Genomic DNA, 26,943 nt, shown 5'->3' with positions numbered 1-26,943 from the left:
ATCAGTTCCGGCAGGCGCTGCTTAGTATCGCGACGATGCGCTCTTGCTGTGCGGCGTTCAAGCCGATCCACAGTGGCAGACGAATGAGACGTTCGGCCTGACGGTCGGTGACGTCGAGGTTTCCATGCACCCTTCCGTAACGTTGTCCCGCAGGCGACGTGTGGAGCGGAACGTAATGAAAAACCGAATAGATGCCACTTTCCTTTAGCGCGTCGAGCACCTTCTGACGCTCTATCCCTTCCGAAAGAAGGACGTAGTACATATGCGCGTTGTGTCCGCATTGCTCCGGGATGTAGGGCCTGCGCAATACCCCTTGCTGCTCGAGCGGCGCAAGCAGCTCGTGGTAGCGCGCCCATGCCTCGAGGCGCGTGTGCGTGATGCTGTCGGCACGTTCGAGTTGCGCCCAAAGAAACGCGGCGACCAATTCACCGGGCAAGAACGACGAACCAACCTCTTGCCAGGTGTATTTGTCGACCTCACCGCGGAAGAAGCGGCTTCGGTCGGTGCCCTTTTCGCGAATGATTTCGGCGCGCGTGCTATACGCGGTGTCGTTGACGAGCAGCGCTCCGCCTTCGCCCGAAATGACATTTTTCGTTTCGTGAAAGCTGAGTGCGCCGAATGTTCCGATGCTTCCGAGCGCGCGGCCCTTGTAGGTCGACTCCACGCCTTGGGCCGCATCTTCCACGACGGCGAGCCCACGACGGCCCGCAATCTCCATGAGCGTATCCATCTCGCACGATACGCCCGCATAGTGCACGGGGACGATAGCGCGGGTTCGGGGCGTAATCGCTTCTTCCACGAGCCGCTCGTCCAAATTCAGCGTGTCGTCGCGGATATCGACGAAGACCGGGATGCCGCCGCGTAGGACGAACGCATTTGCCGTCGACACGAACGTATAGGACGGCATGATGACTTCGTCGCCGGGCGCGATATCGAGTAGCAGCGCGGCCATTTCCAGCGCGGCGGTACACGAGTGTGTCAAGAGCGCCTTTTGGGCGCCCGTCCGTGCTTCCAACCATTGATGGCAGCGTTTGGTGAACGGACCGTCGCCCGCGAGACGATGCCCTTCGTTAGCTTCGGCAATGTACTGTAGCTCTCGCCCGGTCATGTACGGGCGGTTGAATTCGATTTTGTCGCTGCTCATAGTATGTCCGTCGATTCGCTTACGGATGGGCGAGGGCGCGTGCCGTCGTTTTCACAGACGACATGGCAATGCGTATAGGGGATCCAGCGCTTATGGCGGACGGTGGCATGCACGCGATCGAAAGCCGCGCGAGCGAGACCTTCATATCCTTCGAGCGTACGGACATTCCGACCGCGATCCGATTTTACGAGCCAGCGTGCGACCGGATTCTGATCCGCCGTTAGGCACGGATCTAGCGTAACCAAGCGGCCGCCCTCCGCCAATCGGGACGACGCCATGCGCAGGACCCCACGCGCGGTCTCGTCGTCCAGGTGATGCAAAAGCCCGATTGCAATGACCCGGTCGAAACGAGGCAAGGTATCGAGGTCATCGGGGCATAGATGCTTGCATGCGAATCGTGCGCGGCGATCGCCGAAACGACGCCGAGCCGTTTCGATATATTGCTCGCTGATGTCGAACCCATGGTATTCGACGTCCGGCAAATGCGCGAGGATGTCCGCCGGGCCGCAGCCGATATCGAGCACGCGCATGCCTGCGACTGGACGCAGGAATTCCCGTACGTAGCGCTCGCGATCGTCGTATGCCCCCATGAAGCGCTGGAACGCCGAATACACGACGGGTTGTGAGAGTATCGCGCGGATGCCGCTCGTAATTTGCGCCATTAGGCCTGCCTTCCCACTTCGGTTCGCTGACTCATGAACGCATCGAGCCCGTCACGGGCGATGCGGGGTAAGCCGCCAACGCTTGCCAGAACGGTTCGTCGAATGCGCTGACGGAGAACGACAGCGCGGGGTTGATGAACACCTCGCGGCCATGAATGCAAAGGCGCGCCGGCGCCCGCGACGGCGATTCGCCGGGCGCGCGTAGCGCCTCGAGCAACACTAGGCAGCCGCAACGGAAGATCGTGTCCATGACGGATGCAACGGTGTCGGCCGGCTCGGTCGGAAGGACGGCTTGGATGATGGGCCGGCCGGCGTCGACGGCGACATCGACCTCATGGGCGGTTACGCCAATAAACTTCGCGCCGTTTGCGAGCGCCAACTCCACGGGCCGAGTTCCAATGACGCCGCCGTACGCGGGCAGCAGCGAATAGTGCAGATTGATCAGCCGTCCCCGAGCCGCTTCGATCACCGCGGGCGAAAGGATCTTGTGTACGTTGGTCACGACCACGTCGGGTGCGAGCGCTTCGAGCGCGGTAACGACCGCTTGTTGACGTTCGCCGCCGAAATCGAGCACTTCAGTCGGCAGGCCTTGCTCGCGCGCAAATTGATTCGCGAGGCATTCGCGGTCGGTGAGGACGGCCGCGATCGTCGCATCGGGCAACGTACCGAGTTCGGCCGCGCGTGCGATGAACCGTAAATTGCCGCCGCCTCCTGAACAGAGGAATACGATCCGTCGAGTCATGATTCCCGTCGGTAAATTTGCCGAACGATAGTGTACGGGCGTTGTTTGGCCTCCGAAAAGATCTTCGAAAGATAGATGCCGATGACTCCGATGCTCGACATGATCAATCCGCCCAGTAGCCAAATCGAGGCCATCACCGAAGTCCAACCGGTTGGCGGACGATTCAGAAATAGCCAAAACACGAGTAGCCAGACGATATAGACGGCGGCCAGCAACGAGATGCCGACGCCTAGATAGAAAATACCGATCAACGGCGTGTTGCTGAATGCGGTAATCGAGTTGATCAGCAAAGAGAGCTTCTTGCGGAACGTATAGGTCGACGTGGCATTGCTGAGCTTGTGGACCGTCGCGGCAATTTGCGTGAAACCGGTGATGTGCCACAACCCGGCCATGAATACCTCACGCTCCTTGTGCTGTACGAGCGCATCGACGTATCGCCTTGTCATGAGTCGCGCCGTCACGATATTGGCCGGCAGGGACATGTCGGTCAAAGCGTTAAAGAGCGACCAAAACCATTGCCCGCTCACTCGCTCGAACCAGCCGCCCTTGCGTTGTTCTTGCACGCCATAGACGACGTCGCAATCGCGCTCGGTCAATATGCGCTCGAACGTTTCGAGCCATTCGGGCGACTCTTCCAAGTCGCTGTCGATCAGGTAGATGCGCTCGCCCGTGGCGTGCGCGAGCCCCGTCATCATGGCCTTGTGGTGGCCGAAGTTGCGCGACAGATCGACGACTACGACGCGGCTATCGTTCCTGGCGAGTTCGATTGCGATGTCCAGACTGTCGTCGGGGGAGCCGTCGTTGACGATGACGATTTCATAGTCGTCGCCCGCATGCTTGCGAGCAGCCGCGGTGGCTCGCCGGTAAAACTCGTCGAGAAATGCGCGTGAGCGATAGAGGGTGGTGACGATCGATAGCTTCACGGTTGTTTTCCGGTCATGTAGCGCGGGGCGTCGTCGCCGCAATTGAAGAGAAGGTCCAGCACGGACACCTCGTGTGCGAATGGCCCCCACAATTGCGGGTATTCCGGATATGGGCCGTAGCGCATCCACTGCACTTCGATGCCGGCCGCGGCAAACAATGATTCGTCGAGGTAGCCGCGCGCCGAGGGGCCCGAAAGATAGACGGTGCCCCCTGCCTGCCGGCAAAGCGAAACGAGCCGCTCCGTCTTTCCTTCGATGAGCGTGTAATCCCAAGAGTTGCTGATGCGCGTCCCGATGCCGAGGTGGGCGCAAATCGCTTCGATCATCGTGCGGTTGAACGACGAAAGGTCGAGGCAGGCGTTCTCGAGATACAAGGGCGCGAGCCAAGAGGCGATAGGCTCGAAGTGCGCGGCGGCGCTGTAATTGAGCGACAAGGCCTTCCAGTGTTGCGCCGCCCAACCGGTGGCGGGCAGCGCGACGTCGCGAATGCGCCGATGAATGTTGGCGCCGACGGGGATGCTCAACCATTGAAGGCCCGTTGGCGTTTTGATCCGATTACGGTTTCGCCAATCGTTCTTCGTGAATTGCATGTCGTCGTACAAAATGAATTCGTCGACGGAGGCAATGATGTCGAAATAGCCTTTCCACGGGATGTAGTTCGACTGCAAGATCGCGATCTTTTTCACGAGCGCCGCCTCAGCCGATTCGATCGCCGGCGAGCCCCCAGTGCGGGTAGGCGCATTGCGTGCATCGAGCGGCTTGGGCGATCGATGTCAGGTTGAACATGATCAGAATCGCCAGGCAGAAAGACCAGACGGTGAACCCATACGCGCCCAGAGGTCGTCTCGCGAAAGTGATCATGATCCACGTCGCGATCGGCCCGACCAAGACGGCATCGTACAGATACGGGTGGATGGACACGGCTTGCGGCCAAAACAGCAACGTCAGCGCATAGAACGAAAACATATGGGCGACGAACCACCAATCGTTGCCCGCTTCCCGATCGGGGCTCGCGCCGGTAGCTCGGCGGGGTCTCGACAGCCACTGGCCCAGCACGATGAGGACCGGGACCAGCACGAGGTAGGCCGGGCGCCGGAAGTACGGCGACAGCAACGAATTGGCCGCATTGCTAAAGTAGGTCGTGTCGCCGTCGAGTCCGGCGCGAAAGGCCCACGTGCTATTTTCGCTGGCGAAACCGAGCCATTTCGCCACGAGTACGGGCTCGAGGTACACCAAACCGGCAAGGACGCCGAGCAGTACCGGCGCCGCCGCATCGCGCGCGCGCAAGCGCCCTTCGGCGACGATGCGCACGATCATCCCGCAAGCGAAAAGGGCACTCGCCATGGGCATGACCAGCGTCAACGCGATCGCCCAAAACCAAAAGCCGCGCCGCCGCCACTCGCCGTTGGCGGCATAGTGACTCAACATGACAAGCAGGGGCATGACGAAGATGAAGCCGTTGTCGACGTTGAATCTGCCCACGGCGATCCAATAGGTCGGCAATGTCGCGACGTAGAAAAATCCCAACGCCAGAACGATGAGCTTGGACAGCGACAGCCGTGCGTCGAGGCGCTGTTGGACGACGAAGGCGGCGGCCAGCAGCGTCGCCAAGATGGCTAGAGATGCGCCGGTCAAACGCATCGTCGCCGCCGGGATGATGCGCTGCACGTGATAAAGCGCATCCATGAACCACAGATAGACGGTGGCGTGGTTGGCGTACGCCGCTTTCTCGGCGAATCCGTTCGCCGTCAAGAACGTCAGGAAGCCATGCTGAAGCGGCGAGTGCGCCTGCCAAACGGGAAACGTATAGTCTCGCAATCGCTCGGGGTTCAAATTGGCTTGTGCCGCCATGGCGGCGAATCCGACTTTATAGGCGGCTGCGGTCGCCAATATGCAGAGCAGTGCCGTCCCCAAAAGAAAGCAGGCGAGGCGGCTGCGGCTTTGCGGCTTATTCGACATAGTGTTTCAGAAGGCGTTACTCGGCGGCTGGAATACGTCCAGCCTTAGCACGAGGCGAATGACGGGAGTACCGGCGCGGGAACCGTGAATACTATCAGATGGGCGCGGCCGATCCGCGAGGGGGAACCCCGGCAATGTCTCCGACGGCGTGCCGGCGCCCTTGCGAATCGGCGCCTTCACAGCCTATGATCCGCGCTTTCGAATCGTGCGAGAGACGAGCGATGATCAAACAATGGACGAAGTGGGCGGCGATCGCCGGTGCGATAGCCGCGTTCGCGGCACCGCTAGCGAGCGCAGCCGGCGAGGCGGCAAAGGCGCCGATCCGGCTTGCGCTGATCGAGGGCATGTCGGGTCCGTTCGCCGATGCGGGCGCGGCGCTCGAGCGCAACGTGCGCTTCGCCATCGAGCGCGTCAATGCGCGCGGCGGCGTGACGCTGCCCGACGGCGCCCATCCGCTCGAACTGGTCGTTCTCGACAGTCAGGGCAGCGCCCAGCAAGCCCTCGTGCAGCTACGCGCGGCGCAAGATCGCCATATTCCGTTCGTCTTGCAAGGTAACGGCTCGGCCGTGGCGGCCGCGCTCGTGTCGGCCATCGACAAGCAAAACGCGCGGGACCCCGATAACCGCGAACTTTTCCTCAATTATTCGGCCGACGATCCGGCGCTCACGGGCGCGGGATGCAGCTTCTGGCATTTTCGCTTCGACGCCCACGCCGGCATGCGGATGAACGCGCTTGCCGATGTGATCGCGCGCGACAAGTCGGTCAAGCGCGTGTACCTGCTCAATCAAGACTACAGCTTCGGCCATGACGTCAGCGCGCTCGCTCGGGCTGCGCTCGGCGCCCGGCGGCCCGACATTGCGATCGTCGGCGACGAGTTTCATCCTATCGGCCGCGTCAAGGATTTCACCCCCTATATCGCCAAGCTGCGCGCGAGCGGCGCCGATGCCGTCGTCACGGGCAATTGGGGGAACGATCTCACGCTCTTAGTTAAAGCGGCACGCGAGCAAGGCTTCGCCGGCAAGTTCTATACGTTCTACGGCAACAGCCTCGATGCGCCGGCCGCGATCGGGGAGGCGGGCGTGAAGCGCGTCGTGGCCGTGGCCGACTGGCACCCGAACGCGGGCACCGCGGCACCGGCAAGCGAGCGCTTGCCGCATGCGAACGCCGCCGCCTCCGATGCCTACTACGCGGCGTTCCGCGCTCGCTTCCCGGCGGCGCACGACGATTACCTGCTGGCCCGCATCGACGTCATGGTCGAGATGCTCGCGGATGCGATCTCCCGTGCGCACGGCACGGATGCGGTTGCGGTCGCAAAAGCGCTGGAAGGGGCCAAGTTCGAAAACGGCTTCGTTCGCGCATGGATGCGCGCCGACGACCATCAGCTGATCCAGCCCCTTTATGTAATCGAGATGGACAAGGCGGGCACGCCGGGCGTTCGTTTCGACAACGAGGGGTCGGGCTACGGCTTCCGGACGGTCTTGGCGCTGCCGCCGGGGCAAACCGAGAGCGCGAGCGAATGCCGGATGAAGCGGCCATAGGGAGAGGGCGGCCTTGCGGCTTTCGATTGTGCTACAATGCGCCCTTCGTCGTAACCCACGGCACGGCCTTTCTTCCGTGACCGCCTGTTTGTTTTAAAGGAAATCAAATGTCTGTTGCTGATATCAAGAAGTCCGACATCGTCGCGCAATTCGCACGCGGCACGAACGACACGGGTTCGCCCGAAGTGCAAGTCGCACTGCTCACGTCGCGTATCAACGAGCTGACGATGCACTTCAAGTCGCACTCGAAGGACCACCACAGCCGCCGCGGTCTGCTGCGCATGGTGAGCCGTCGCCGTAAGCTGCTCGACTACCTGAAGGGCAAGGACGCCGACCGTTATCGTTCGCTGATCGAAAAGCTCGGTCTGCGCAAGTAATCGGCTGCCCCCGCGTTATGCAAGATGCCTGTGTCAGTGCGCTGATACAGGCATTTGTTTTTGTGCGGTGGGAATAGCGCTTCCCTGTGCGGTACGTCTTACGCCGCAAGCGGGCGCAACCTCTGTAAGGCTAAACGGCACGCACCGTGCGTGTACGTGGTGCAGGACGTAACAATCCCAGGCGCGTATCGATTGCGCGCGTTATAGGGTGCTTCATAGCAGTCGGCAAAGGCGGGCAGAGCTTTGTGTCATTCCAGCGCGGCGAGATGGCCGCCATCGTTCCAGCGCGGCGCTGGAATGGCATAACACTCCTCTTCCCGCAGGTGCGCCGGCTGCCGGCGCCGTCCGGCGATGCCCAGCGTATCGCGGCGGCGATCCCAAAATAGATGAGAAGACAGAAGGAGTGATCTATGTCCATGTTCAATAAAGTCGTTAAAGAATTCAAATGGGGACAACATAACGTTCGTCTCGAAACGGGCGAGATCGCGCGCCAAGCATCGGGCGCCGTCATCGTCGACGTCGAAGACACCGTCGTGCTCGCGACGGTCGTCGGCGCGAAGTCGGCCAAACCCGGTCAGGACTTTTTCCCGCTGACGGTCGACTACATCGAAAAGACCTACTCGGCCGGTAAGATCCCGGGCGGCTTCTTCCGCCGCGAAGGCCGTCCCTCGGAACACGAAACGCTCACGTCGCGCCTGATCGACCGGCCGCTGCGTCCGCTGTTTCCGGAAGGCTTCTACAACGAAGTCCAGGTCGTCATTCATGTGCTGTCGATCAACCCGGAAGTGCCGGCCGATATCCCCGCGCTGATCGGCGCTTCGGCTGCGCTGGCCGTGTCGGGTCTGCCGTTCAACGGCCCCGTCGGCGCCGCGCGCGTCGGCTACATCAACAACGAATACGTTCTGAACCCGACGCGCAGCCAGCAAAAGGAATCGCGTTTGGACCTCGTCGTCGCCGGTACGGAACGTGCCGTGCTGATGGTCGAATCGGAAGCCCAGCAATTGCCCGAAGACGTGATGCTCGGTGCGGTGGTGTTCGGCCATGAGCAAATGCAAACGGCCATCGACGCGATTCACGAGCTCGTGCGCGAAGGCGGCAAGCCCGAATGGGATTGGCAGCCGGCGCCGAAGGACGAAGCGCTGATCGCGCGCGTCACCGAAATCGCACACGGCGAGCTCGTTGCCGCTTATCAACTGCGCAACAAGCAGCAGCGTTCGACGAAGCTGAAGGAAGTTTACGCCGCGACGAGCGCCAAGCTCGAGGAAGCGGCCACGGCCGCAGGCGAAGCGCCGGCGGACAAGACCGCCGTCGGCAACATCTTGTTCGACATCGAAGCGAAGATCGTTCGCAGCCAGATCCTGAACGGCGAGCCGCGCATCGACGGCCGCGATACGCGCACGGTGCGTCCGATCGAAATCCGCACGGGCGTGTTGCCCCGTACGCACGGTTCGGCGCTGTTCACGCGTGGCGAAACGCAGGCGCTCGTCGTGTCGACGCTCGGCACGAAGGGCGACGAGCAAATCATCGACGCGCTCGAAGGCGAGTACCGCGAGCGCTTCATGCTCCACTACAACATGCCCCCGTTCGCCACCGGTGAAACGGGCCGTGTGGGCACGCCCAAGCGTCGCGAGATCGGCCACGGTCGCCTGGCCAAGCGTGCGCTTGCCGCATGCCTGCCGAGCGCCGAAGAGTTCGGCTACTCGATCCGCGTCGTGTCGGAAATCACCGAATCGAACGGCTCGTCGTCGATGGCGTCGGTTTGCGGCGGCTGCCTTGCATTGATGGATGCAGGCGTGCCGATGAAGGCGCACGTCGCCGGCATCGCGATGGGCCTGATTCTCGACGGCAACAAGTTCGCGGTGCTCACCGACATCCTCGGCGACGAAGATCACCTCGGCGACATGGACTTCAAGGTGGCCGGCACGGCCGACGGCGTGACCGCGTTGCAGATGGACATCAAGATCCAAGGGATCACGAAGGAAATCATGCAAGTCGCGCTTGCGCAGGCGAAGGAAGGCCGCATGCACATCCTCGGCAAGATGAAGGATGCCGTGTCCGGCGCCAACACGGAGCTGTCGGCGTTTGCTCCGCGCATGATCACGATCAAGATCAACCCCGAGAAGATCCGCGACGTGATCGGCAAGGGCGGTTCGGTGATCCGCGCGCTGACGGAAGAAACGGGCACGACGATCGACATCTCCGACGACGGCGTCGTGACGATCGCGAGCACGAGCAGCGAAGGGATGGCCGAGGCAAAGCGCCGCATCGAAAACATCACGGCCGAAGTGGAAGTCGGGCAAGTGTACGAAGGCACCGTACTCAAGCTGCTCGAGTTCGGCGCGATCGTGAACATCTTGCCGGGCAAAGACGGTCTGCTGCACATCTCCGAAATCGCTAACGAGCGTATCAAGGACATCAAGGACTACCTCACCGAAGGTCAGCAAGTGAAGGTGAAGGTCATCCAAACGGATGAGAAGGGTCGCGTGCGTTTGTCGGCGAAAGCGCTGCTGAACGAAGGCGGCTCGGGTGCGGCCCCCTCGGAGCCGGCGCCGCAGCAGTAACTGCGTCGCGACTTCGGGAGTGAATCGCTCCTAGCAACGGCCGGCCGCTTTCCAAGCGCGCCGGCCGTTTTTTCATCAGAATAGTGCCCGTTCTTTGTGCGACTGCTCGGAGGTGATGTGAAAGCGATCGAAATTACCGAGTTCGGCGGGCCGGAAGTTCTGGCGCTCGCCGAACGGCCCGACCCGGTGCCCGGTCACGGCGAAGTGCTCGTCAAGGTGTCGGCATCGGGCGTGAATCGCCCCGACGTATTTCAGCGCAAAGGGGCCTATGCGCCGCCGCCAGGCGTCTCCGATTTGCCGGGTCTCGAAATCGCGGGGGAAATCGTCGGCGGCACGCTCGATGAAAAGCACAACCCGTTCGGGCTGAAGGTCGGCGATCGCGTCTGCGCGCTACTCGCCGGCGGCGGCTATGCGCAATATGCGAGCGTGCCGCTCGCGCAGTGCTTGCCGGTGCCGAAGGGGCTTACCGATATCGAGGCGGCATCGTTGCCCGAGACGTTCTTCACGGTCTGGAGCAATGTCTTCGACCGTGCGCGCCTCGGCGAGGGGGAGGGCGGCGAGAACGAAACGCTACTCGTGCAGGGCGGCTCGAGCGGGATCGGCGTCACGGCGATTCAGATCGCGCATGCGCTCGGATTTCGTGTCTTCGCGACGGCCGGTACCGCCGAGAAGTGCAAGGCATGTGAGGCGCTCGGCGCCGAGCGTGCGATCAACTACAAATCGGAAGACTTCGTCGAAGTCGTCAAATCGCTGACGAACGATCGCGGGGTCGATGTCATCCTCGATATGGTCGCGGGCGGCTATGTCCCACGCGAATTGTCGGCGCTCGCCGACGGCGGCCGTCTCGTCATCATCGCCCTGCTGGGCGGTGCGAAGGCGGAGGTCAACCTCTCCGAGGTGTTGCGGCGCCGTTTGACGGTGACCGGTTCGACCCTGCGGCCGCGCTCGATCGAGTTCAAGGCGAAAATCGCGGCACGGCTCAAAGAGCGGGTGTGGCCGCTCATCGATGCTGGGCGCATCAAGCCGATCGTTTATCGCGTGTTGCCCGCACACGAGGCGAGCCAGGCCCATGCGTTGATGGAAAGCGGCGAGCATATCGGCAAAATCGTCCTGGACTGGGCCGCCCTATCGGCCTGAGCGTCGGCATCATGCAACGCATGAACGGTGCCAGCATCCCGCGCAGCCAAGGTATGACGGCCACGTTCCAATATCTGTAAATCCTGCTTTGGACTTGGCCTGGCGCGCGCTATTAATGGTTACGGTGCGATCTTTCATGATGCTTTCAATGATCTGAAAAATCTCGTTTTCGATCCTCGCGAGCAAGCCTGCGTCGTCGCGGTGCGTGGGGGCAGCCACAACGTCGCCGCCAGTGCTCTGCCGCGATCAAGGCGCTAGGATCCGGGGAATGTGTGTCGCCACAATCAAAACGTCGAGCCGTCGGTGCATTGATTCACGCCGGACTGGCATGGCCCCGGCATAGGGAGGCCGGGTGGTAATCGAATGAGAAGGAGTGCGTCATGACGCGTAAATACATCGACTGCCGGGAGTTTCCCAGCGAGATGAACTGCACGATATCGATGGCGGCGGATAGCGAACGGGAGTTGATCGAGGCGGCGGTTCAGCACGCCGTTACGGTCCACCATCATGTCGATTCCCCCGAGCTGCGTTCGCAGCTTGCCAAGCTGTTTCACGACGGTACGCCGCCGCTCGAATCTTCTCGCGCCAAGTAGGCGCGCTCACACGCATTTCGATGCGTCTTTTCAGCCGCTCGCCGCAACGCTGCCCGGGCGGCGAAATCTCCTCCCGCTCAGGCCGTCACCCCGGCGGCTGGCCAATGGCGCCGCCCGGTTTGACCGGGTCCGGCCAGGCACAGTAAAATTGCGTGTTTTGCGTGCGCCTTCGCGTGGCGCGAGCACCGTCCGCGTCGCAGCGGCGGGTACAACACACGGGCGAGACACATGGCGGAACAGCGAGTGAAGTGGGTGATCGGCAATTGGAAGATGCATGGACGCCTCGCGGAAAACGCGGCGCTGTTGCAGGCCGTCGCCGACGGTGCGGCTGCGATGGCCGATGCGATTCGGATTGGCGTCTGCGTGCCGACCCCTTATCTCGCGCAAACGCAGGCATTGCTTTCGGGTAAGTCGCTCGCGTGGGGTGTGCAAGATATTTCCACCTACACGCACGGCGCCTACACCGGCGAAGTCGCGGCCGAGATGGCATGCGAATTCGGTGCAACGCTTGCGATCGTCGGTCACTCGGAGCGCCGCGCGTATCATGCGGAAAGCTCGGAATTGGTGGCGTCCAAGGCGCGCCGCGCACTCCAGGCCGGCCTCACGCCGATCGTTTGTATCGGCGAAACGCTGGAGGAGCGCGAGGCGGGCACGACCGAGGCGGTCGTCGGCGCGCAACTGGATGCCGTGTTGAATTTGCTGTCGGTCGAAGAGGCCCAGCGTATCGTCATCGCCTATGAGCCGGTATGGGCCATCGGAACGGGGCGAAGCGCCACGGCCGAGCAGGCGCAGGAAGTGCACGCGTTTTTGCGCGCGCGGCTCGTGCAAAAGGATGCATCGCTCGCGTGCGTGGCGTTGTTGTACGGCGGCAGCGTGAAGCCCGAGAATGCGCAGGTGCTGTTCGGCCAAGCGGATATCGACGGCGGCCTGATCGGCGGCGCGTCGTTGAAAAGTGAAGATTTCCTCGCGATTTGCGAGCAAGCGAAAGTGGCGAGTCACGCTCACTAACGCCGAGCGCAAATACGCAAGCGTATCCGGCACCCTCCATCGAGCCGGATGCTCAAACCTCAAATTAGGTGAGTCAGATGCTGTTTTTGAAAACGTTGATCATTGTGGTGCAGTTGCTGTCGGCACTGGGCGTTATCGGCCTTGTGCTGTTGCAGCATGGCAAGGGCGCCGACATGGGTGCGGCGTTCGGTAGCGGCGCGTCCGGGAGCCTGTTCGGCGCCACTGGTTCCGCGAATTTCTTGTCCCGCACGACAGCGATTCTCGCGACGGTCTTCTTCATTACGACGCTCGCGCTAACTTACCTCGGTTCGTACAAGTCCCGTCCCTCTGCGGGTGTGCTGGGTGCGGTGACGGCTCCGGCAACATCGGCTGCACCTGCATCGGCTGCGATCGCTTCGGCCCCGGTGGCGGCACCGGCTCCCTCGAGCAACGCAGTTCCGAAATAATAAATTTCGCATAAAGTTGCATTTGTGCGTTGAACAATTCTGGGAAGCACGTTAGAATTTAAGTCTTGAAGCGATTCGCGGGTTCCAACAAGTTGTGTCCCGGATTGCAGACAGTGCCGACGTGGTGAAATTGGTAGACACGCTATCTTGAGGGGGTAGTGGCGAAAGCTGTGCGAGTTCGAGTCTCGCCGTCGGCACCAAAGTTATCCAATGCCAGCCGCATGCTTCGCTTCGGCTGGCATTGTCACTTCTGGAGTCATGCTTACGTCTTGCATGCAGTATAGGGTGTAAGGCGAGTAGTACAACGAAGTGATTTTCTGTAGGGATGGGACCGATCCCTACGGTACTCAGAACCAACCGAAAGAGGATAGTCTTGAACCTCGCAGCCTACTTCCCCGTATTGCTCTTCCTCCTCGTGGGCGCCGGTTTAGGCATTGCACTTGTCAGTATTGGCAAGATCCTCGCGCCCAGCCGCCCCGACAATCAAAAGAATTCGCCGTACGAGTGCGGCTTCGAAGCCTTCGAAGACGCGCGCATGAAGTTCGATGTGCGCTACTACCTCGTCGCCATCCTGTTCATCATTTTCGATCTCGAGACCGCGTTCCTGTTTCCGTGGGGCGTCGCCCTGCGCGATATCGGTTGGACAGGCTTCATGGCGATGATGATTTTCCTGGTCGAACTCCTGCTCGGTTTCGCCTACATCTGGCGCAAGGGCGGACTCGATTGGGAGTGATGGGTTAATCGCCGGTTTCTTGCGGGCGGTGTATAAAGCCAACCGTCCCGTCTGGAGTGCAAAGCAAATGAGTATCGAAGGGGTCTTGAAGGAAGGGTTTGTCACCACTACGGCCGACAAACTGATCAACTGGACACGCACGGGTTCGCTTTGGCCGATGACGTTCGGTCTCGCGTGTTGCGCGGTCGAGATGATGCATGCGGGCGCGGCCCGGTATGACCTCGACCGGTTCGGGGTTGTGTTCCGTCCCAGTCCGCGTCAGTCCGACGTGATGATCGTGGCCGGCACGCTGTGCAACAAGATGGCGCCGGCGCTGCGCAAGGTCTACGACCAAATGGCCGAACCGCGTTGGGTGATTTCCATGGGTTCGTGCGCCAACGGCGGCGGCTACTACCACTATTCCTATTCCGTCGTGCGCGGCTGCGATCGCATCGTGCCGGTCGACGTCTATGTGCCCGGCTGCCCGCCGACGGCGGAAGCGCTGGTCTATGGCGTGATCCAGCTTCAGGCGAAGATCCGTCGCACCAACACCATCGCCCGTCAATAAGCGCAAGCTTCCCCACTTTATGGCAAGCAAACTCGAGACCCTCAAAGCGAACCTCGAGGCGGCCTTTGGCGGCCGTCTGACCAGCATCACCGAGTCGATCGGCGAGCTGACGATCGTCGTCAAGGCGGACGACTACCTCGAGGTGGCCAAGCGCTTGCGCGACGATCGCACGCTCGGCTTCGAGCAGCTCATCGATCTCGCGGGCGTCGACTATCAATCGTACGGCGAAGGCGCCTATGACGGCCCGCGCTTCGCGGCCGTCTCGCATCTGTTGTCCGTGTCGAACAATTGGCGTCTGCGTCTGCGCGTGTTCGCTCCCGACGACGACATGCCGATCGTGCCGTCCGTCGTCGAAATCTGGAATTCGGCCAACTGGTACGAGCGTGAAGCGTTCGACCTGTACGGCATCGTGTTCGAAGGCCACCCGGATCTGCGCCGCATCCTGACCGATTACGGCTTCATCGGCCATCCGTTCCGCAAGGACTTCCCGGTGTCCGGTTACGTCGAAATGCGCTACGACCCGGAAGAAAAGCGCGTCGTCTACCAGCCGGTGACGATCGAGCCGCGCGAAATCACGCCGCGCGTGATTCGCGAGGATCGCTACGGCGGTCTGAAACACTAAGAGGGCGCCATGGCAGAGATCAAAAACTACACGCTCAACTTCGGTCCGCAGCACCCGGCGGCGCACGGCGTGCTGCGCCTCGTGCTCGAACTCGACGGCGAAGTGATCCAGCGCGCCGATCCGCATATCGGCCTGCTGCATCGCGCGACCGAAAAGCTGGCCGAAAGCAAGACCTACATTCAATCCGTGCCGTACATGGATCGTCTCGACTACGTGTCGATGATGGTCAACGAGCACGGCTATGTGCTCGCGATCGAAAAGCTGCTCGGCATCGACGTGCCGGTCCGCGCGAAGTACATCCGCGTGCTGTTCGACGAAATCACGCGCGTGCTGAACCACTTGATGTGGATCGGTGCGCACGCGCTCGACGTCGGCGCGATGGCAGTGTTCCTCTATGCGTTCCGCGAGCGCGAGGATCTGATGGACGTCTACGAGGCGGTGTCCGGTGCGCGTATGCACGCGGCCTACTACCGTCCGGGCGGCGTCTATCGCGATCTGCCGGACGCGATGCCGCAGTACAAGGCATCGAAGATTCGCAACGCGAAGGCATTGGAAAGGATGAACGAGGCGCGGCAAGGCTCGCTGCTCGATTTCATCGACGATTTCTTCACGCGCTTCCCGGGTTGCGTCGACGAGTACGAAACGCTGCTCACCGACAACCGGATCTGGAAGCAGCGCTTGGTCGGCATCGGCGTCGTGAGCCCGGAGCGCGCGTTCCAACTCGGTTTGACGGGTCCGATGCTGCGTGGCTCGGGCGTGGAGTGGGATTTGCGCAAGAAGCAGCCGTACGAGGTGTACGATCAGCTCGACTTCGACATCCCCGTCGGCGTCAACGGCGATTGCTACGACCGTTATCTCGTGCGCGTGGAAGAAATGCGCCAGTCGGTTCGCATCGCCAAGCAGTGTATCGAGTGGCTGCGTAAGAATCCGGGGCCGGTGATGACCGAGAACCACAAGGTTGCGCCGCCCTCGCGCGTCGGCATGAAGTCGAACATGGAAGAGCTGATTCACCACTTCAAGCTCTTCACGGAAGGGTTTCACGTGCCCGAAGGCGAGGCGTACGCCGCGGTCGAGCATCCGAAGGGCGAATTCGGCATCTATCTGGTGTCGGACGGTGCGAACAAGCCGTATCGCCTCAAGATCCGCGCGCCCGGTTATGCGCACTTGGCCGCGCTCGACGAAATGGCGCGCGGCCACATGATCGCGGACGCCGTGACCATCATCGGTACGCAGGACATCGTGTTCGGCGAAATCGACCGGTAAGCGCCGCACGGCGCGCTGCAAACGAGTCGCGAATATGCGTCTCGCCGCGCGCCGGGTCTGCCGCGACGAATGAGGCGGCAGGTTTTCGTTCGGTAGGAATTGAAAGAGTTCGTGTTCTCAAAATGATCTCAGCTGAAGGCCTGAAAGAAATCGATCGCGCGGTTGCGAAGTACCCCGCCGATCAGAAACAGTCCGCCGTGATGTCGGCGTTGGCCACCGCTCAGGAAGAGCACGGCTGGCTGTCGCCCGAACTGATCGAGTTCGTGGCGGACTATCTCGGCATGCCGGCCGTTGCCGTCCAAGAAGTGGCGACGTTCTACACCATGTACGAGACGTCGCCCGTCGGTAAGCACAAGATCACGCTGTGCACGAATTTGCCGTGCCAGCTCGGCCCGCATGGCGGCGCCGAGGCCACGGCCGACTATTTGAAGAAGAAGCTCGGTATCGACTTCGGCGAAACGACCCCGGACGGTAAGTTCACGCTGAAGGAAGGCGAGTGCTTTGGTTCGTGCGGCGACGCGCCGGTGCTGCTCGTGAACAACCATCGCATGTGCAGCTTCATGAGCCGCGAGAAGATCGACGCTTTGCTCGAGGAGCTTTCGAAATGACGTCTTTGCACGACCGTCACATCAAACCCCTGATCCTCGCGGGCCTGACCGGCGAGAATTGGCATCTCGAAGACTACGTTGCGCGTGGCGGCTATAAGCAGTTGCGCCGTATCCTCGAAGAGAAGATCGCGCCCGAGCAAGTCATTGCCGACGTCAAGGCCTCGGGTCTGCGCGGCCGCGGCGGCGCAGGCTTCCCGACGGGCTTGAAGTGGAGCTTCATGCCGCGTCAGTTCCCGGGACAAAAGTACCTCGTCTGCAACTCGGACGAAGGCGAGCCGGGCACGTTCAAGGACCGCGACATCCTGCGCTGGAACCCGCACGCCCTCATCGAAGGGATGGCGATCGGCGCCTATGCGATGGGCATCACGGTCGGCTACAACTACATTCACGGCGAGATTTGGGAAGTCTACAAGCGCTTCGAAGAAGCGCTGGACGAGGCCCGTCGCGCCGGTTTGCTCGGCGACAACATTCTCGGCTCGGGCTTCTCGTTCCAGCTGTACGCGCACCATGGTTACGGCGCTTACATCTGCGGCGAAGAAACGGCGCTCTTGGAATCGCTCGAAGGCAAAAAGGGTCAGCCGCGCTTCAAGCCGCCGTTCCCGGCGAGCTTCGGCGTCTACGGCAAGCCCACGACGATCAACAACACCGAGACGTTCGCGGCCGTGCCGTTCCTGCTCGAGATCGGACCGCAGCAATATCTCGAGCTCGGTAAGCCGAACAACGGCGGCACGAAGATCTTCTCCGTGTCGGGCGACGTGGAGCGTCCGGGCAACTATGAAGTGCCGCTCGGCACGCCGTTCGCGACGTTGATGGAACTGGCGGGCGGGGTGCGCGGCGGCAAGAAGCTGAAGGCCGTCATTCCGGGCGGTTCGTCGGCACCGGTCGTGCCCGGCGACCTCATGATGCAAACCGATTTGGACTACGATTCGATCGCGAAGGCCGGTTCGATGCTCGGCTCGGGCGCGGTCATCGTGATGGACGAAACGCGCTGCATGGTGCGCTCGCTGCTGCGTCTGTCGTACTTCTACTACGAAGAGTCGTGCGGTCAATGCACGCCGTGCCGCGAAGGCACCGGCTGGCTGTACCGCGTCGTGAATCGCATCGAGCACGGCCAGGGTCGCAAGGAAGATCTCGACCTGCTGAACTCGGTGGCCGAAAACATCATGGGCCGGACGATTTGCGCGCTCGGCGATGCGGCGGCGATGCCGGTGCGCGGCATGCTCAAGCATTACTGGGACGAATTCGAATATCACGTGGAGCACAAGCGTTGCCTAGTCGGTGGCCACGCGGGTGCTTCGACCGCTGCGGACGCGGTACTCGCTTAGGCGGCGTCGCGCGACTCCATCGCTTCATTCAGACCGCCCGCCGAAGGTTATTCGGCGGGCGGTTCAGCGAGCAAAGATTGAGCGGTAATAGGTTAAGGACCATTCACCATCATGGTTGAACTTGAAATAGACGGGAAGAAGGTCGAGGTGCCTGAAGGCAGCATGGTGATCCAGGCTGCGCATAAGGTCGACACGTACATTCCTCACTTCTGCTATCACAAGAAGCTTTCGATCGCGGCCAACTGCCGCATGTGTCTCGTCGAAGTCGAGAAGATGCCGAAGGCCGTGCCCGCCTGCGCGACGCCCGTGTCGGCCGGCATGGTCGTGCACACGACGTCCGATAAGGCCGTCAAGGCGCAGCAATCGGTGATGGAATTCCTGCTCATCAATCACCCGCTCGATTGCCCGATCTGCGATCAAGGCGGCGAATGCCAATTGCAAGATTTGGCCGTCGGTTACGGTAAGTCGGCATCGCGCTATGCGGAAGAAAAGCGCGTCGTGTTCCATAAGAACGTCGGTCCGCTGATCTCGATGGAAGAAATGACGCGATGCATTCACTGCACGCGTTGCGTCCGTTTCGGTCAGGAAGTCGCCGGCGTGATGGAGCTCGGTATGCTCGGGCGCGGCGAACACTCGGAAATCACGACGTTCGTCGGCAAGACGGTGGACTCGGAACTGTCGGGCAACATGATCGATCTGTGCCCGGTCGGCGCGCTCACGAGCAAGCCGTTCCGCTACAGCGCCCGTACGTGGGAGCTCTCGCGCCGCAAGTCGGTGAGCCCGCACGATTCCGTCGGCGCCAATCTCGTCGTGCAAAGCAAGAACAATCGCGTCATGCGCGTTCTGCCGCTCGAGAACGAAGCGATCAACGAGTGCTGGATTTCCGATAAGGACCGCTTCTCGTACGAAGGCTTGAACAGCGAAGAGCGCTTGACGCAGCCGATGATCAAGCAAGGCGGCCAGTGGATCGAAACCGACTGGCAAACGGCGCTCGAGTACGTCGCGAAGAGCCTGAAGGGCGTCGCGGCCGATCACGGCGCGAACTCGATCGCGATGCTCGGCAGCGCGCACAGCACCGTCGAGGAGCTGTTCCTGCTCAAGCAACTCGCGCAAGCCGTCGGCACGCCCAACGTCGATTTCCGTCTGCGTCAGTCCGACTTCTCGTCGACGACCGAAGGCGCGCCGTGGCTCGGCATGCCGCTCGCCGATCTGTCGACGATCGATGCCGCTTTCGTCATCGGCTCGTTCCTGCGCCGCGATCATCCGCTGATGGCATCGCGCCTGCGCCAAGCCGCGAAGAGCGGTGCCAAGGTGCATCTGCTGCATGCGACCGGCGACAACTCGCTGATCCCGACCGCGAAGACGATCGTAGCAGCGCCCTCGGCATGGGTCGATGCGCTGGCCGGCGTCGCAGCCGCCGTCGCGCAAGCGCGCGGTGTGGCATTGCCGGAAGGCGTGGCAGGCGTACAAGCCTCGGCCGCCGCTCAAGATCTGGCTAACGCGTTGGCAAACGGCGAACGCCGTGCCGTGCTGATCGGCAACAGCGCCGTTCAGCATCCCGAGTTTTCGCGCATCCACGCGCTGGCGCAGTGGATCGCCGAACAAACGGGTGCGACGCTCGGCTTCCTTACGGAAGCGGCCAATACGGTCGGTGCTCATCTCGTCGGCGCGCTGCCCGGCGCGCAAGGTCTCGATGCGCGCGGCGCGTTCGAGCAGCCGCGCAAGGGCTACGTGCTGCTAAACGTCGAACCCGAATTCGACACGGCGAACCCGGCGCAAGCGCTGGCTGCGCTCGGCGGTGCCGAAACGGTCGTCGTGCTCTCGCCGTTCAAGACGGGGCTCGACTATGCGGACGTGCTGCTGCCGGTCGCACCGTACACCGAAACGGCCGGTGCGTTCGTGAACGCCGAAGGCACGCTGCAAGCGTTCAACGGTGTTGTGCGTCCGCTCGGCGAAACGCGGCCGGGCTGGAAGGTGCTGCGTGTGCTGGGTAACGTGCTCGGCTTGTCGGGGTTCGATTACGACACGGTGGAAGACGTGCGGCGCGCGGCGCTGCCCGCCGGCGTGGAGGCTTCGCGCTTGAACAATCGCACGAACGCGGCGGTTGCGCGTGGTGCGCAAGCGCAGGCCGGCGGTGCGCTCGAGCGGATCGCCGACGTGGCGATTTATCACGCCGACGCCCTCGTGCGCCGCGCGCCGTCGCTGCATTTGACGGTGGCCGCACGCACGGCGAACACGATCGGCCTGCCGGCCGCGCTGTTCGACAAGCTCGGATTGAAGGACGGCGACACGGTGCGTGTGCGTCAGGGCGACCGCACGGTGCAGGCCGGCGCGACGCGCGACGCGGCGCTGGCGGACACGGCGGTGCGCGTTTCGGCGGGCACGCAGCTCGGCGCGACGCTCGGCGGCTTGTTCGGTGAACTCGTGGTGGAGAAGGCGTAAATGAGCTTGTTCGATACGATCAACGCAGGCGGCACCCAGGTGCTCGGCGCGGCGTGGCCCACGGTGTGGGCGCTCGTGCGCATCGTCGTCGTCTCCGTCGCGATTTTGCTGTGCGTGGCCTACCTGATTCTCTGGGAGCGCAAGCTCATCGGCTGGATGCACGTGCGTATCGGGCCGAATCGCGTCGGTCCCGCCGGCTTGCTGCAACCGATCGCCGACGTGCTGAAGCTGCTGCTCAAGGAAGTGATTCAGCCGACGGCCGCCAACCGCTGGCTCTATCTGATCGCGCCGGTCATGACGGTCGTGCCCGCGTTCGCGGTCTGGGCCGTGATTCCGTTCCAAGCCAAAGCGGTGCTCGGCGACATCAACGCGGGCCTGCTGTACGTGATCGCGATTTCGTCGATCGGCGTGTACGGCGTGATTCTCGCGGGTTGGGCGTCGAATTCGAAGTACGCGTTCCTCGGTGCGATGCGCGCCGCGGCGCAAATGGTCTCGTACGAAGTGTCGATGGGTTTCGCGCTCGTCGTCGTGCTGATGACCTCGGGTAGCCTCAACTTGTCGGCGATCGTCGGCTCGCAAATGCGCGGCTTCTTCGCCGACCACGGTGTCACGTTCCTCTCGTGGAACTGGCTGCCGCTGTTGCCCGTGTTCGTCGTCTACTTCATTTCGGGCATTGCCGAAACGAACCGTCACCCGTTCGACGTGGTGGAAGGGGAGTCGGAAATCGTGGCGGGCCACATGATCGATTACTCGGGGATGGCGTTCGCGCTGTTCTTCCTCGCCGAGTACATCAACATGATCGTGATCTCGGCGCTGGCCGCGACGCTGTTCCTCGGTGGCTGGAGCGCGCCGTTCGGCTTCCTGTCGTTCATTCCGGGCATCTTCTGGCTCGTGCTGAAGGTGTTCCTTCTGTTGTCGGTGTTCATCTGGGCCCGCGCGACGTTCCCGCGCTATCGCTATGACCAGATCATGCGTTTGGGTTGGAAGGTGTTCCTGCCCGTGTGCATTCTCTGGGTCATCGTGGTCGGCTTCTGGATCATGTCGCCGCTGAACATCTGGAAATAAGGGGCGACGAAATGAATGCTATCCAAAATTTCTTCAAAACGTTTTTCCTGACCGAGCTGCTCAAGGGGCTCGCGCTGACGGGTAAGTACACGTTCCGGCGCAAGTTCACGGTGCAGTTCCCCGAGGAAAAGACGCCGCTTTCGCCGCGTTTTCGTGGCCTGCATGCACTGCGCCGCTATGAAAACGGCGAAGAGCGCTGCATCGCCTGCAAGCTGTGCGAAGCGGTGTGCCCGGCACTGGCCATCACGATCGAATCGGAAGTGCGCGCGGACAATACGCGCCGCACGACGCGCTACGACATCGATTTGACCAAGTGCATCTTCTGCGGATTCTGCGAGGAAAGCTGCCCCGTCGATTCGATCGTCGAGACGAGCATCCTCGAGTACCACGGCGAAAAGCGCGGCGACTTGTACTTCACGAAGGACATGCTGCTTGCGGTGGGCGATCGCTACGAAACGCAGATCGCCGCGTCGAAGGCGGCCGACGCGCCGTACCGTTAATAGCATTGACGCATTTGCTCTACGCGTAGTTGGGGTGACGCAGCGGGTAAGGCCGCTGCGGCATGGCGCGGCGTGCGCCAACTGCCACCACGCCTGAATGATGAGCTAACGATGAGCCGGTAATCATGGAATTCACGACCGTACTGTTTTACATCTTCGCGCTGCTCCTGACGGTGTCGGCCCTGAAGGTGATCACGTCGCGCAACCCTGTCGGGTCGGCGCTGTTTCTCGTGCTCGCGTTCTTCAACGCGGCCGCGATCTGGATGCTGCTCGAGGCCGAATTCCTCGCGATCTTGCTCGTGCTGCTCTACGTCGGCGCGGTCATGGTGCTGTTCCTGTTCGTCGTGATGATGCTCGACATCAATCTCGACGTGCTGCGCCGCGACTTCAAGAAGTTCGTGCCGATGGCAACGATCGTCGGCGCGATCATCGTCGTCGAGACGGCGCTGATTCTGTGGCACGGCTACGGCGCGACGACGACGCCGGTGGCGGGCGCGGCGGTGGCCGGCGCCTCGGCGATGTCCAATACGTACCTGATCGGCAAGGTGATCTACACCGACTACGTGTTCGCGTTCGAAGTGGCCGGCCTCGTGCTGCTCGTCGCGATCATCGCGGCGATCGCACTGACGGCGCGCAAGGGCAAGGACAGCAAGCGTCAGCGCGTGTCCGAACAAGTGAAGGTGCGCGCGAAGGATCGCGTGCGCGTGGTGAAGATGCCGGCCGAACGTTCGACGCTGCCGGCCACCGCGGAAGGCGCGCCCGGCGAGCCGAACGCGAATGCCGGCGCAGGCGCGGTCGGCAGCAACCGTTGAGCGTCGAGGAGAAAAATATGTTGACCCTGGCTCATTACCTCGTCCTCGGCGCGATCTTGTTTGCGATCGGCGTCGTCGGCATTTTCCTGAATCGTCGGAACGTCATCATCATCTTGATGGCGATCGAATTGATCTTGCTCGCGGTGAACACGAACTTCGTCGCGTTTTCGCACTACCTTGGCGACGTGCACGGGCAGATCTTCGTGTTCTTCGTGCTGACGGTGGCCGCGGCGGAAGCGGCGATCGGCCTCGCGATTCTCGTGACTCTGTTCCGTACCCTCGACACGATCAACGTCGAGGATCTCGATCAGCTCAAAGGTTAAATTCAGGCACTGCGGTTATGTCCACGACACTCAATGAAAACCTGCTGCTGGCGGTTCCGCTCGCACCGCTCGCCGGCTCGCTGATTGCAGGTCTTGGCGGGAAGGTGGTAGGGCGCAAAGGCAGCCACCGGGTCACGATCCTCGGCGTGTTGATTTCGTTCATCCTGTCGGCGATGGTGTTCGCCGACGTCATGCACGGCGGCAGCTACAACGCCACCGTCTACGAATGGATGAAGGTCGGCTCGCTCAAGTTCGAAATCGGCTTCCTCGTCGATTCGCTCACCGCGATGATGATGTGCGTCGTCACCTTCGTGTCGCTGATGGTGCACATCTACACGATCGGCTACATGGCCGAGGACGACGGCTACGAGCGCTTCTTCTCGTACATCTCGCTGTTCACGTTCTCGATGCTGATGCTCGTCATGAGCAACAACTTCTTGCAGCTGTTCTTCGGCTGGGAAGCGGTGGGTCTCGTGTCGTACCTGCTGATCGGCTTCTACTTCACGCGTGAAAGCGCCATCTACGCGAACATGAAGGCGTTCCTCGTGAACCGCGTCGGCGACTTCGGCTTCTTGCTCGGCATCGGCCTCATCCTCGCCTATGCCGGCTCCATGAACTACGGCGAAGTGTTCGCCAAGCGCGAGGCGCTCGCGGCATTGACGTTCCCGGGTACGCAATGGGGCCTGCTGACCGTTGCCTGTATTTGCCTGTTCATCGGCGCGATGGGTAAGTCGGCTCAGTTCCCGCTGCACGTCTGGCTGCCCGACTCGATGGAAGGCCCGACCCCGATCTCGGCGCTGATTCACGCGGCGACGATGGTGACGGCCGGTATCTTCATGGTGTCGCGCATGTCGCCGCTGTTCGAGCTGTCGGACACGGCGTTGTCGTTCATCATGGTGATCGGCGCGATCACGGCGCTGTTCATGGGCTTCCTCGGCATCGTCCAAAACGACATCAAGCGCGTCGTCGCCTACTCGACGCTGTCGCAGCTCGGTTACATGACGGTCGCGCTCGGCGCGTCGGCGTACTCGATCTCGGTGTTCCATCTGATGACGCACGCGTTCTTCAAGGCGCTGCTGTTCCTCGGCGCCGGTTCGGTCATCATCGGCATGCACCACGACCAAGACATGCGAAACATGGGCGGCCTGCGCAAGTACATGCCGATCACGTGGATCACGTCGCTCGTCGGTTCGCTTGCGCTGATCGGCACGCCGTTCTTCGCCGGCTTCTATTCGAAGGATTCGATCATCGATGCCGTGGGCCTGTCGCATCTGCCGGGTTCAGGTTTCGCGTACTTCGCGGTCGTTGCCAGCGTGTTCGTCACCGCGCTCTATTCGTTCCGTATGTACTTCATGGTGTTCCACGGCGAGGAGCGCTTCCGTCATCCGAAGGATTACGGTAACGGCCACGGCGCGGAATCGGCTGCACACGGCGGCAACGGTCACGACGATCACGGCCACGGTCATGGTCACGACGATCACGGTCACGCGCACGAACCGCACGAAACGCCTTGGGTGGTGTGGCTCCCGCTCGTTTTGCTGGCGATCCCGTCGGTCATCATCGGTGCGATCGCGATCGGCCCGATGATCTACGGCGACTTCTTCGCGCACGGCGTGGCGTTCGACAAGGTCATCTTCATCGGCGAGAACCATGGCGCCGTCGAAGAGATGAGCAAGGAGTTCCACGGCTGGTTCCCGATGGCGCTGCACTCGGTGGCTTCGCTGCCGCTGTGGCTCGCGATCGCCGGTGTCGTGACGGCGTGGTTCCTGTATTTGAAGCGTCCTGATCTGCCGCCGGTGATCCGTCGCGCGTTCGGCCCGATCTACACGCTGCTCGAGAACAAGTACTACATGGACAAGATCAACGAAGTCGTCTTCGCACGCGGTGCGGTGGCCATCGGCCGCGGCCTGTGGAAAGAGGGCGATGTCGTGGTCATCGACGGTGTCGTCAACGGCAGCGCACGTTTCGTCGGTTGGTTCGCGAGCGTGATCCGCTTCCTGCAATCCGGTTACATCTACCACTACGCGTTCGCCATGATTATCGGCATGCTGGGGCTCCTTACCCTGTTTGTAACGCTCGGCGGCAAATAAGGCGGGGGACACTTAATGCACTCTTTTCCGATTCTAAGTACCGCGATCTGGCTGCCGATCGCTTTCGGCTTGGCCGTTCTCGCCATCGGTTCCGACAAGAACCCCGGGGCTGCGCGCTGGTTGGCGCTGATCGGCTCGATCCTCAGCTTGCTCGTTACGTTGCCGCTCATCAGCGGTTTCGATACGAGTAGCGCCGCGCTGCAATTCGTCGAACAGGCGAACTGGATCGAACGCTTCCACATCACGTACCACTTGGGCGTGGACGGCATCTCGATGTGGTTCGTCGTGCTGACCGCGCTCATTACGGTGATCGTTGTGATCGCCGGCTGGGAAGTGATCACCGAGAACGTGTCGCAGTACATGGCCGCCTTCCTGATCCTTTCGGGGATCATGGTGGGCGTGTTCAGCGCCGCGGACGGCATGCTGTTCTACGTCTTCTTCGAAGCGACGCTGATCCCGATGTATCTGATCATCGGCGTGTGGGGCGGCCCGAACCGGATCTACGCCGCGTTCAAGTTCTTCCTCTATACGTTGGCCGGCTCGCTGTTGATGCTGGTTGCGCTGATTTATCTGTACGTCCAGACGGGCACGTTCGATCTCGCCACGTGGCAGGGCACGCAGATCGGCATGACGCCGCAGGTGCTGCTGTTCATCGCATTCTTCCTCGCGTTTGCGGTGAAGGTGCCGATGTGGCCGGTTCACACGTGGTTGCCTGACGCCCACGTTGAAGCGCCGACGGGCGGCTCCGTCGTGCTGGCCGCGATCATGCTGAAGCTCGGCGCATACGGTTTCCTGCGCTTCTCGCTGCCGATCGCACCCGATGCGAGCCACACGCTGGCGCCGGTCGTCATCACGCTGTCGCTCGTCGCCGTGATTTACATCGGCCTCGTGGCGATGGTGCAGGCCGACATGAAGAAGCTCGTCGCGTATTCGTCGATCGCGCACATGGGCTTCGTCACGCTGGGCTTTTTCATCTTCAATCAGCTCGGCGTCGAAGGCGCGATCGTGCAGATGATCTCGCACGGTTTCGTGTCGGGCGCGATGTTCCTTTGCATCGGCGTGCTCTACGACCGCATGCACTCGCGTCAGATCGCCGATTACGGCGGCGTCGTGAACGTCATGCCGAAGTTCGCGGCGCTCGCGATGCTGTTCTCGATGGCCAATTGCGGCCTGCCGGGTACCTCGGGTTTCGTCGGCGAGTTCATGGTGATTCTCGCGGCCGTCCAATTCAACTTCTGGATCGCCTTCGGTGCAGCGTTCACGCTGATTCTCGGCGCCGCCTACACGCTGTGGATGTACAAGCGCGTGTACTTCGGTGCCGTGACGAACGACCACGTGAAGGAACTCAAGGACATCAACTGCCGCGAATATCTGATTCTCGGCGTGTTGGCTGCGTTCACGCTGTTCATGGGCGTGTATCCGAAGCCCTTCACCGATGTGATGCACGTCTCCGTGGAAAACCTCCTCTCCCACGTCGCGCAGTCGAAGCTGCCGGTGTCACAGTAACGCCGAGCGGAGGAACG

General features: G+C 61.8%; 26 protein-coding genes and 1 tRNA gene. 21 read left to right on the top strand and 6 right to left on the bottom strand.

Features of this window, described 5'->3' with window-relative positions:
• Window position 1: 1 nt before the first annotated feature.
• From rffA to AB1286_RS06270, 6 genes are read right to left on the bottom strand one after another with little or no spacing between them, the layout of a single operon-like run.
• Entirely contained in the window at window positions 2-1,144 is a 1,143-nt protein-coding gene (gene rffA, locus AB1286_RS06295) for a dTDP-4-amino-4,6-dideoxygalactose transaminase (protein WP_430362450.1), read from the bottom strand.
• Window positions 1,141-1,806, bottom strand: coding sequence for a class I SAM-dependent methyltransferase (locus tag AB1286_RS06290; RefSeq protein ID WP_430362449.1), 666 nt, complete (start codon window positions 1,804-1,806; stop codon window positions 1,141-1,143). The genes rffA and AB1286_RS06290 overlap by 4 nt, the downstream gene beginning before the upstream one ends.
• Before the next feature lie 31 nt (window positions 1,807-1,837).
• Window positions 1,838-2,548: a phosphoribosylglycinamide formyltransferase gene (gene purN / locus AB1286_RS06285; protein ID WP_430362448.1), complete on the bottom strand. Its 711-nt coding sequence runs from the start codon at window positions 2,546-2,548 to the stop codon at window positions 1,838-1,840.
• The gene (locus AB1286_RS06280) at window positions 2,545-3,471 is read right to left on the bottom strand and encodes a glycosyltransferase family 2 protein (protein ID WP_430362447.1); all 927 of its coding nucleotides are present in this window, start codon (window positions 3,469-3,471) and stop codon (window positions 2,545-2,547) included. Before AB1286_RS06280 ends, purN begins: the two co-directional genes overlap by 4 nt.
• Window positions 3,468-4,157, bottom strand: a complete 690-nt coding sequence (locus AB1286_RS06275; RefSeq protein WP_430362446.1) for a WbqC family protein — start codon at window positions 4,155-4,157, stop codon at window positions 3,468-3,470. The genes AB1286_RS06280 and AB1286_RS06275 overlap by 4 nt, the downstream gene beginning before the upstream one ends.
• A 10-nt stretch (window positions 4,158-4,167) precedes the next feature.
• Window positions 4,168-5,430, bottom strand: coding sequence for a hypothetical protein (locus tag AB1286_RS06270; protein ID WP_430362445.1), 1,263 nt, complete (start codon window positions 5,428-5,430; stop codon window positions 4,168-4,170).
• Window positions 5,431-5,651: 221 nt separating this feature from the next.
• Between AB1286_RS06270 and AB1286_RS06265 the strand changes: the two genes are divergently transcribed.
• From AB1286_RS06265 to AB1286_RS06165, 21 genes are all read left to right on the top strand, one after another.
• Complete coding sequence (locus tag AB1286_RS06265) at window positions 5,652-6,968, top strand: branched-chain amino acid ABC transporter substrate-binding protein (RefSeq protein WP_430362444.1); 1,317 nt, start codon at window positions 5,652-5,654, stop codon at window positions 6,966-6,968.
• A 107-nt stretch (window positions 6,969-7,075) separates the two neighbouring features.
• A complete protein-coding gene (gene rpsO, locus AB1286_RS06260) occupies window positions 7,076-7,345 on the top strand; it encodes a 30S ribosomal protein S15 (protein ID WP_430362443.1) in 270 nt (89 codons plus the stop codon).
• Window positions 7,346-7,755: 410 nt separating this feature from the next.
• The gene (gene pnp, locus AB1286_RS06255) at window positions 7,756-9,906 is read left to right on the top strand and encodes a polyribonucleotide nucleotidyltransferase (protein ID WP_430362442.1); all 2,151 of its coding nucleotides are present in this window, start codon (window positions 7,756-7,758) and stop codon (window positions 9,904-9,906) included.
• 117 nt (window positions 9,907-10,023) lie between these two features.
• A complete protein-coding gene (locus tag AB1286_RS06250; protein WP_430362441.1) occupies window positions 10,024-11,043 on the top strand; it encodes an NAD(P)H-quinone oxidoreductase in 1,020 nt (339 codons plus the stop codon).
• Window positions 11,044-11,423: 380 nt separating this feature from the next.
• Window positions 11,424-11,636 (top strand): DUF1059 domain-containing protein, encoded by a 213-nt coding sequence (locus AB1286_RS06245; protein ID WP_430362440.1) that lies wholly within the window; start codon window positions 11,424-11,426, stop codon window positions 11,634-11,636.
• Between the two features lie 228 nt (window positions 11,637-11,864).
• Window positions 11,865-12,644, top strand: a complete 780-nt coding sequence (tpiA, locus tag AB1286_RS06240) for a triose-phosphate isomerase (protein WP_430362439.1) — start codon at window positions 11,865-11,867, stop codon at window positions 12,642-12,644.
• Window positions 12,645-12,721: 77 nt separating this feature from the next.
• On the top strand, window positions 12,722-13,090 hold the full coding sequence (secG, locus tag AB1286_RS06235; protein ID WP_430362438.1) for a preprotein translocase subunit SecG: 369 nt from the start codon (window positions 12,722-12,724) through the stop codon (window positions 13,088-13,090).
• Between the two features lie 115 nt (window positions 13,091-13,205).
• A tRNA-Leu gene (locus AB1286_RS06230) sits at window positions 13,206-13,290 on the top strand.
• Window positions 13,291-13,463: 173 nt separating this feature from the next.
• Entirely contained in the window at window positions 13,464-13,823 is a 360-nt protein-coding gene (locus tag AB1286_RS06225) for an NADH-quinone oxidoreductase subunit A (RefSeq protein WP_102646305.1), read from the top strand.
• 67 nt (window positions 13,824-13,890) lie between these two features.
• Entirely contained in the window at window positions 13,891-14,370 is a 480-nt protein-coding gene (locus AB1286_RS06220) for a NuoB/complex I 20 kDa subunit family protein (protein WP_006052903.1), read from the top strand.
• Between the two features lie 19 nt (window positions 14,371-14,389).
• Window positions 14,390-14,992 carry an NADH-quinone oxidoreductase subunit C gene (locus tag AB1286_RS06215; RefSeq protein ID WP_430362437.1) on the top strand — a complete coding sequence of 201 codons (603 nt, stop codon included), beginning with the start codon at window positions 14,390-14,392 and terminating at the stop codon, window positions 14,990-14,992.
• Window positions 14,993-15,001: 9 nt separating this feature from the next.
• Window positions 15,002-16,255 (top strand): NADH-quinone oxidoreductase subunit D, encoded by a 1,254-nt coding sequence (locus tag AB1286_RS06210; RefSeq protein WP_430362436.1) that lies wholly within the window; start codon window positions 15,002-15,004, stop codon window positions 16,253-16,255.
• Window positions 16,256-16,377: 122 nt separating this feature from the next.
• Window positions 16,378-16,863 carry an NADH-quinone oxidoreductase subunit NuoE gene (gene nuoE / locus AB1286_RS06205; protein WP_430362435.1) on the top strand — a complete coding sequence of 162 codons (486 nt, stop codon included), beginning with the start codon at window positions 16,378-16,380 and terminating at the stop codon, window positions 16,861-16,863.
• Window positions 16,860-18,188 (top strand): NADH-quinone oxidoreductase subunit NuoF, encoded by a 1,329-nt coding sequence (nuoF, locus tag AB1286_RS06200; protein WP_430362434.1) that lies wholly within the window; start codon window positions 16,860-16,862, stop codon window positions 18,186-18,188. Before nuoE ends, nuoF begins: the two co-directional genes overlap by 4 nt.
• A gap of 111 nt (window positions 18,189-18,299) precedes the next feature.
• Complete coding sequence (gene nuoG, locus AB1286_RS06195) at window positions 18,300-20,630, top strand: NADH-quinone oxidoreductase subunit NuoG (protein WP_430362433.1); 2,331 nt, start codon at window positions 18,300-18,302, stop codon at window positions 20,628-20,630.
• A complete protein-coding gene (gene nuoH, locus AB1286_RS06190) occupies window positions 20,631-21,695 on the top strand; it encodes an NADH-quinone oxidoreductase subunit NuoH (protein WP_430362432.1) in 1,065 nt (354 codons plus the stop codon). It begins immediately after the preceding gene.
• 11 nt (window positions 21,696-21,706) lie between these two features.
• Entirely contained in the window at window positions 21,707-22,195 is a 489-nt protein-coding gene (nuoI, locus tag AB1286_RS06185) for an NADH-quinone oxidoreductase subunit NuoI (RefSeq protein WP_430362431.1), read from the top strand.
• 125 nt (window positions 22,196-22,320) lie between these two features.
• On the top strand, window positions 22,321-23,007 hold the full coding sequence (locus AB1286_RS06180) for an NADH-quinone oxidoreductase subunit J (RefSeq protein WP_430362430.1): 687 nt from the start codon (window positions 22,321-22,323) through the stop codon (window positions 23,005-23,007).
• Window positions 23,008-23,024: 17 nt separating this feature from the next.
• Window positions 23,025-23,330, top strand: coding sequence for an NADH-quinone oxidoreductase subunit NuoK (nuoK, locus tag AB1286_RS06175; protein ID WP_102646422.1), 306 nt, complete (start codon window positions 23,025-23,027; stop codon window positions 23,328-23,330).
• A 17-nt stretch (window positions 23,331-23,347) separates the two neighbouring features.
• On the top strand, window positions 23,348-25,420 hold the full coding sequence (gene nuoL, locus AB1286_RS06170; protein ID WP_430362429.1) for an NADH-quinone oxidoreductase subunit L: 2,073 nt from the start codon (window positions 23,348-23,350) through the stop codon (window positions 25,418-25,420).
• Between the two features lie 15 nt (window positions 25,421-25,435).
• Entirely contained in the window at window positions 25,436-26,926 is a 1,491-nt protein-coding gene (locus tag AB1286_RS06165; RefSeq protein WP_430362428.1) for an NADH-quinone oxidoreductase subunit M, read from the top strand.
• Window positions 26,927-26,943 lie beyond the last annotated feature (17 nt).

The organism is Trinickia sp. NRRL B-1857 (genome assembly GCF_050470685.1).
Classification (GTDB): Bacteria; Pseudomonadota; Gammaproteobacteria; order Burkholderiales; family Burkholderiaceae; genus Trinickia.
Note: the sequence above shows the minus strand (reverse complement) of the source record. Positions and strands in the feature narration are given on the sequence as shown.

Excerpts from the sequence above, each read along its gene's own strand:
- rffA (WP_430362450.1), bottom strand. The coding sequence starts at position 1,144 with ATGAGCAGCGACAAAATCGAATTCAACCGCCCGTACATGACCGGGCGA.
- AB1286_RS06290 (WP_430362449.1), bottom strand. The coding sequence starts at position 1,806 with ATGGCGCAAATTACGAGCGGCATCCGCGCGATACTCTCACAACCCGTC.
- purN (WP_430362448.1), bottom strand. The coding sequence starts at position 2,548 with ATGACTCGACGGATCGTATTCCTCTGTTCAGGAGGCGGCGGCAATTTA.
- AB1286_RS06270 (WP_430362445.1), bottom strand. The coding sequence starts at position 5,430 with ATGTCGAATAAGCCGCAAAGCCGCAGCCGCCTCGCCTGCTTTCTTTTG.
- AB1286_RS06265 (WP_430362444.1), top strand. The coding sequence starts at position 5,652 with ATGATCAAACAATGGACGAAGTGGGCGGCGATCGCCGGTGCGATAGCC.
- rpsO (WP_430362443.1), top strand. The coding sequence starts at position 7,076 with ATGTCTGTTGCTGATATCAAGAAGTCCGACATCGTCGCGCAATTCGCA.
- pnp (WP_430362442.1), top strand. The coding sequence starts at position 7,756 with ATGTCCATGTTCAATAAAGTCGTTAAAGAATTCAAATGGGGACAACAT.
- AB1286_RS06245 (WP_430362440.1), top strand. The coding sequence starts at position 11,424 with ATGACGCGTAAATACATCGACTGCCGGGAGTTTCCCAGCGAGATGAAC.
- tpiA (WP_430362439.1), top strand. The coding sequence starts at position 11,865 with ATGGCGGAACAGCGAGTGAAGTGGGTGATCGGCAATTGGAAGATGCAT.
- secG (WP_430362438.1), top strand. The coding sequence starts at position 12,722 with ATGCTGTTTTTGAAAACGTTGATCATTGTGGTGCAGTTGCTGTCGGCA.
- AB1286_RS06220 (WP_006052903.1), top strand. The coding sequence starts at position 13,891 with ATGAGTATCGAAGGGGTCTTGAAGGAAGGGTTTGTCACCACTACGGCC.
- AB1286_RS06215 (WP_430362437.1), top strand. The coding sequence starts at position 14,390 with ATGGCAAGCAAACTCGAGACCCTCAAAGCGAACCTCGAGGCGGCCTTT.
- AB1286_RS06210 (WP_430362436.1), top strand. The coding sequence starts at position 15,002 with ATGGCAGAGATCAAAAACTACACGCTCAACTTCGGTCCGCAGCACCCG.
- nuoE (WP_430362435.1), top strand. The coding sequence starts at position 16,378 with ATGATCTCAGCTGAAGGCCTGAAAGAAATCGATCGCGCGGTTGCGAAG.
- nuoF (WP_430362434.1), top strand. The coding sequence starts at position 16,860 with ATGACGTCTTTGCACGACCGTCACATCAAACCCCTGATCCTCGCGGGC.
- nuoG (WP_430362433.1), top strand. The coding sequence starts at position 18,300 with ATGGTTGAACTTGAAATAGACGGGAAGAAGGTCGAGGTGCCTGAAGGC.
- nuoH (WP_430362432.1), top strand. The coding sequence starts at position 20,631 with ATGAGCTTGTTCGATACGATCAACGCAGGCGGCACCCAGGTGCTCGGC.
- nuoI (WP_430362431.1), top strand. The coding sequence starts at position 21,707 with ATGAATGCTATCCAAAATTTCTTCAAAACGTTTTTCCTGACCGAGCTG.
- AB1286_RS06180 (WP_430362430.1), top strand. The coding sequence starts at position 22,321 with ATGGAATTCACGACCGTACTGTTTTACATCTTCGCGCTGCTCCTGACG.
- nuoK (WP_102646422.1), top strand. The coding sequence starts at position 23,025 with ATGTTGACCCTGGCTCATTACCTCGTCCTCGGCGCGATCTTGTTTGCG.
- nuoL (WP_430362429.1), top strand. The coding sequence starts at position 23,348 with ATGTCCACGACACTCAATGAAAACCTGCTGCTGGCGGTTCCGCTCGCA.
- AB1286_RS06165 (WP_430362428.1), top strand. The coding sequence starts at position 25,436 with ATGCACTCTTTTCCGATTCTAAGTACCGCGATCTGGCTGCCGATCGCT.